We start from the raw sequence: 5,619 nt of genomic DNA on the forward strand, positions 1-5,619 counted from the left end.
CTCGACGAGGCCGACGCGCTCGCGGCGCTCCACGCCGACCCGGCCCTGGTGGACGCCCACACCCGCATGCTGCCGAGCGCCGAGCCGCGCCCCCGCGGCCGGGTCGACGTCGACCACACCCTAGCTCAGGCCAAGGTCGTCGAGGCCGAGACCCTCGACGAGGCCCGCACCTGGCTCAGCCCCAGGGAGCGCATGGCCCTCCTCCACGACCGCGCCCTGCTCGACCGCCTCGCGCGCCTCGCCCCATGACCCGATTTTCCCGATGTCCGCCGGCTCCGAACTTCGCTACAACTCGATCCGCCGGAAGGGTGGCCGAGTGGTTTAAGGCAGCGGTCTTGAAAACCGCCGTGGGGGCAACTCCACCGTGGGTTCGAATCCCACCTCTTCCGCCAGCTCGCTGCTAAGTGGCTGATACGCCACGAAATGCACCGAAATCAACGGCTTACGTCTGGGCGACTGCTACACACGAGTGTACGCATGGAGCATGAAGGACGTGGGTCGGCACACATACCTTGCGCGTCGCAAGGGGACAGCGAACTGGCAATTTCGGGCGAGGGTCCCGCTCGATCTCGTTGCCGACTTCGGCAAGCGGGAGGTCACCCGGAGCCTGGGAACCTCCGATCTGGCGGAAGCGAAGCGCCGGGTTCGCGATGAAGCTGACGCATTCGACAAGCAGTGCCGAGCCCTTCGTGACCGGGCAGCATCCGATGGCGGCGTCACGATCGGGAGCGTCCCGCTCACATCGTTGAGCGAGACCGCGATCGAGCAAATGGCGATCGGCTGGTTCAGCACCGTGGCTGCCGAAGGTGAGCAACGGGCGCGTCTGGCGGTTCCGCTCGATCGAGACGAAGCCCTGATCAACCTGGGGCAGGATGAGGCGGCGCTGAACGACCCGGACGACCTGGGCCTTGATGCGTCCTATCAGACCGCGATCCGGCTTCTGCGGGCCGCCGACGTTCGCTTGCTCCGGCGCCAGCTCAACCCGATCCGCGCTGCCGGATCGCCGATGCTGTTCGTGGTGTCGCGTGAGGACGCAGCCTCCGCGCAATTTCGGCAGCTCTTGGCCCTACTGCGCAGGGCGCGGCTGGAAGACGTACATCGGAGCAGGGCGCAGCTGTCAGGCAACTACCAGGATGTGGCGTTCGATCCGGTGTTCCGGCCACGTGTCGAGCCGAACAGCAAGACGCTGGCCCAGGTGATCGCGGCGTTCCAAGCGGAGCCCGAGCGGGCCGGGCAGATCACCAAGCTTCAGCAAACCTACGCATCGGTCTTCCGCCTTGCGAGCGAGATGTTTGGCGCGGATCGGCCTATTCGTGAGATCGATCGAGACGAGTGCAAGGCATTCCGGGCGACAGTCCAAGCGCTCCCGCCGAACGCAACCAAACGCTTTCCTGGCAAGGCCTTGGTAGATGTCGCCAAGCTGGCGAAGCCTGAGAACGATCGTCTTCGTCCAAGCACGATCAATCATTACCTCGATGCTCTAGCGATGCTCTTCAACTACGCTCAAAGCGAGGGATGGATCACTCAAAACCCGGCCAAGCGGCTCGCCATCAAGGGCGTGAAGAAGCGTGGCCGTCGCGACCCGTTCACCGCTGCGGAGTTGACCAAGATCTTCCAGGCGCCTCTCTACGCCGGCTGCGTGGACGATGAGGGCGGCTATGCGAAGCCCGGCCCGAACCACCCCCGCCGCGGCCGGTTCTGGATACCGCTGATCAGCCTCTTCACCGGTATGAGGCAAGGAGAGGTCGCGCAGCTCCGCACCGACGACGTACGCCTCTTTCAGGGCGTCTTGTGCATCTTCATCGCGGCGGACGGCGACGACGTAGACGAGGCCGATCGGAAGCGGGTGAAGACAGAAGCCGGCGAGCGCTTCGTACCGGTCCACCCCATGCTGGAGCAGATTGGGTTCGCTCGGCATGTCGAGAGGATGGGCAAGGCTGGCGCCGAACGGCTGTTCCCGGACATCGTGCGCGGGGCTGACGGCTATTTCAGCCCCTTCTCCAAATGGTTCGGACGGTTCCTCGCAGAGGCGGGCGTCAAACGAGATCGGAACGCGTTTCACAGCTTCCGGCACACCTTCCGGGATGCGATGCGGGAAGCAGACGTGCCACTCGACAGCGTAATTGCACTGGGGGGATGGGAAGATGGTAGCACCCAAGCGAACTACGGTGGCCGGCAGATTGCCGCGCCAACGCTCCATCGGCACATCAAGCGCATCCGCTACGATGGACTAGATCTGATGCACCTGATTGATGTCGATGAGAAGGCTTCAGAGGTTCAACGGTAAAGCTCACACCCCAGTGCAACCGGTTTCACTCAGCGGCGGCGGCTCGCCGAAGCCGCACGCCGGGGGCATCGCCCGGCAAGAACTCGGTCTCGGTCTCCGTCAGCACCCACTCGATCGGGCTCAACGTCGCCTTCGGTCACTCGGAAGGCACCTGCTCTGGACACGAGCGATCACCACTGCCCCGTCGGCAGGCAGCACGAGACCCCGACCCTCCAGGGCATCGCGGATCTTGGACAGGCTCGACTTCGACGCCCGGAGAACCCGCCCCCGGCTCGCCCTCGCCCAGCGCTTGATCCCCTGCCCCGATGGTGGACCGTGGACCGCCGCGAAGGCCGGCACCATCCTCCGGCGGCTTGCGGGGGAGTGGATGACCGAAAACCGCCCCCGCCTCCGGCGCGGCGATAGCGTGCCGCTGGAGCTGGAGCTGAACCAGGTGCACGAACCCTATGAGGTCGCGGTGATGGGCGAGGCGATCGTGCCGCCGGCAGCCCCAGCGATCGAGCCCGCGGACGTGATCGAGCTTCCGCTGCAGGAAGCCGGTCCGCGCCGTCGCGCCATTCGGATCTAGTGGTCAAAATCTGACGCTTGGTACCGTCCGCTTCCGACCCAACCCAGACGCCTGGAGCGCCGTCATCGCTTCTTCGAAGCGGACGTTTGCTGGCTGTCCGGCAACTTCAGTTTAGGGTGGCAACCGGACCCTGCCCCTTCGTTCCGAAACAGACGTTCCTCCTCCGATCCAATCCGGTCATGCGTAAATAGGGTCCGCCTACTTCGGTTCAGTCCTGCCCACCCTAGCTTGGCAAGAAAGGGAGCCAAACACGTGGATCATGAGATCGGTGAAGGACAAGGGCAGCCACCCGCTTCGAGCCAACGCTCCGTCTCCAAGTCGCTCGACCTGCTGAACTTGCTGCTGATCGACGTGAACGGGGCGATCAAACCCTACCTTAACGTCTACCTTTACGTGCATCGCGGTTGGGACGACGCCTCGGTCGGGCTGGTGAGCACGGTGGCGGGCATCGTCGGCATCGTGGCGCAAACGCCCATCGGGACCGCCATCGACGCGGTCCGCGACAAGCGCGTGATCCTGCTCGGTGCCCTGGTCGCGCTCTCCCTAGCCACCCTCCTCATCGCGCTCTTTCCAAACTTCTGGTCCGTGCTCGTCGCCTCCTGCGTTCTCGCGGCGGTCGGCGGCATGCTCAGCCCAGCCGTAGCGGCGCTCACTCTCGGCCTGTTCCCCGCCGGGAAGCTGGCCCGACGTTTCGGCCGCAACGCCGCCCTGGAGCGTACCGGGAACGTCGCCATCGCCGCACTGATCGGCCTCGTCGGTTGGCTGTTCCCAGACCGGGCGGTGTTCCTCCTGGTGCCCGCCTGCGCCATCGTTTCGGCGGCAGCCCTCTACGCCATCCCCCGTCGGGCAATCGATGCGCGCCGAGCCCGTGGGGGCGGTGAGGGCGAAGCGGAAGACGCACCCGCCGGGTGGCGGTCGCTGCTGACCAACCGGCCGCTCGTGGTCTTCGCCGCATGCGTTGGGCTGTTCCACTTCGCCAACGCGCCGCTTCTGACCCTCGTGGCGCAGGAAAGCGGGCGCGTGCGCCCGGACTGGTCGTCCGTCATCGTCTCAGTCTGCATCATCGGCGCCCAGGCGGTGATGGTGCCGATGGGGCTCATCGTCGGCCGCCGTGCCGAACGCTGGGGGCGCAAGCCCCTCCTCGTGATCGGCTTTGCCGCGCTGCCCGTTCGGGCCTTGCTCTACCTCGCCTGGCGCGACCCATACTGGCTGATCGCGGTCCAGTGCCTCGACGGCATCGGCGCCGGACTGCTCAGCGCGATGAAGCCCCTGGTGATGGCCGACATTACCCGTGGCACCGGCCGCTACAACGCCGCCCACGGTCTTATCGGAACCGTGCAGGGCGCTGGCGCCTCCCTGTCCTTCGTTATCGCCGGAACCTTGGTGCAGACGGCGGGGTTCGACGCAGCCTATCTCGCCTGTGCCGCGGCCGCCGCGGTCGCCCTCGCGGTGTTGGTGGCGCTGATGCCAGAAACCGCTTCCGAGCGGCCTCGTAGCGGACCGGCGGCGTGGTTGCGGGCGATGCTGCCGGGCAAAGCTTAAGGAGGGTCAGTGGGACGTCACGTTTCTGGAACAGGCCGCCGGCGGGCCGCGACGCTCGCGGTTTTTCTGTTTCTCGCCCTGCCTGCGGCTGCAGGCACGCTGCGCAGCACCTACGTCGATCCGACCGCGATGGCGTTGCAACGTGTCCTACCCCCGCCGCCTGCGGCAGGTTCGGAGCCGGCCAGGGCCGACATGCAGGCGGTCGAGGCGGCCGTCGGCGCCCGCACTTCCGAGGATGAGCGACGCATCACGGCGAACCTCCCGTGCACGCTCGACCGCTTCAGCGGTGTTCTGGGTCCGGCCTTCACCGCGGCGACGATGCCGGTCACCGCCGGGCTGATCGAGCGCATGTTCCAGGATGGTGAGCTGACCGTGCTGGCAGCCAAGGCCGCCATCGCTCGGCCGCGCCCCTACACGCTGAAGCCCGATCTCGCCACGTTCGGACATCGCTCCGACAGCACCTCCTACCCAAGCGGTCACGCCACGTTCGGGTATCTCGCTGCCACGGTGCTCTCGCATCTCGTGCCGGATAAACGCCAGGCGCTGTTTGCTTTCGCAAGCTCGTATGGGGCCAACCGCATGATCGCGGGCACGCACTTCCCGTCCGATCTCGAAGCGGGGAAGATCGCGGCGGCCGTCATCGCTGAGGCGTTGTTCCGCGATCCACGCTTCCAACAGGACCTGGCGCGAGCCGCTGCGGAAGTCGCTGCCCAGGACACGTCAACCGTCCGGTGAGAGGGAGGCCTCGAAGCTGCTGCATCACGAGGGCGGGAGGCAGATTGCAGGGCAAATGCCGCCGCCTAATTGTGGTGGCCGGTGCTTCACCGCGTAAAAGTGCACACGCATGGCGCCTTCGTAAACATCCCGGAGACAAGCTCCACGATTCCCGACCACCCTGACAGCAGGAGATCCGACGATGCACTACGTCACCAAGGAGAGAGCCGCCGATGGGCACTTCATGGTCAAGGTCGCCGGCCGCGCTGTTACGGAGGCCTGTGAGAAGCGGCAAGCCAAGAGGCTTGTCCGGGCGATCCGGGGCTTGCGGCGTCTGAAGAAGGCGAAGAAGCAGGCGGGCGCTCGGCACGGGTACTGAAAGCGCGCCGCCTCGACGGAGCGGCGGGACGCTCATACGAGCCGCAACTCGCCCGCCTTGAGGCCGAGGCGTCGGATGAGGTCCCGGTAGAGGGCACCGACGACCTCGATCCCCATGCCATCGGTCGTC

At 66.2% G+C, this 5,619-nt stretch carries 5 protein-coding genes, 1 tRNA gene and 1 pseudogene; all 7 read left to right on the forward strand.

Annotated features, from left to right (window positions below):
* Positions 1-249: pseudogene (locus tag FV223_RS18715) on the forward strand (glucan biosynthesis glucosyltransferase H); the annotation flags it as partial.
* A gap of 53 nt (positions 250-302) precedes the next feature.
* Positions 303-392 (forward strand) — tRNA-Ser (locus tag FV223_RS18720).
* A 92-nt stretch (positions 393-484) separates the two neighbouring features.
* The gene (locus FV223_RS18725) at positions 485-2,287 is read left to right on the forward strand and encodes a site-specific integrase (protein ID WP_147728422.1); all 1,803 of its coding nucleotides are present in this window, start codon (positions 485-487) and stop codon (positions 2,285-2,287) included.
* A gap of 229 nt (positions 2,288-2,516) precedes the next feature.
* On the forward strand, positions 2,517-2,855 hold the full coding sequence (locus FV223_RS18730; RefSeq protein WP_147728423.1) for a hypothetical protein: 339 nt from the start codon (positions 2,517-2,519) through the stop codon (positions 2,853-2,855).
* A 252-nt stretch (positions 2,856-3,107) separates the two neighbouring features.
* Positions 3,108-4,397: an MFS transporter gene (locus FV223_RS18735; RefSeq protein ID WP_147728424.1), complete on the forward strand. Its 1,290-nt coding sequence runs from the start codon at positions 3,108-3,110 to the stop codon at positions 4,395-4,397.
* Between the two features lie 9 nt (positions 4,398-4,406).
* Positions 4,407-5,132, forward strand: a complete 726-nt coding sequence (locus FV223_RS18740) for a phosphatase PAP2 family protein (RefSeq protein ID WP_147728425.1) — start codon at positions 4,407-4,409, stop codon at positions 5,130-5,132.
* A gap of 181 nt (positions 5,133-5,313) precedes the next feature.
* The gene (locus FV223_RS30590) at positions 5,314-5,490 is read left to right on the forward strand and encodes a hypothetical protein (protein WP_187274861.1); all 177 of its coding nucleotides are present in this window, start codon (positions 5,314-5,316) and stop codon (positions 5,488-5,490) included.
* Positions 5,491-5,619 lie beyond the last annotated feature (129 nt).

The organism is Methylobacterium sp. WL116, assembly GCF_008039455.1.
Classification (GTDB): domain Bacteria; phylum Pseudomonadota; class Alphaproteobacteria; order Rhizobiales; family Beijerinckiaceae; genus Methylobacterium.

What these genes read in the sequence shown, in the direction of transcription:
- FV223_RS30590 (WP_187274861.1), top strand. Translation starts at nt 5,314, where the DNA reads ATGCACTACGTCACCAAGGAGAGAGCCGCCGATGGGCACTTCATGGTC.
- FV223_RS18725 (WP_147728422.1), top strand. Translation starts at nt 485, where the DNA reads ATGAAGGACGTGGGTCGGCACACATACCTTGCGCGTCGCAAGGGGACA.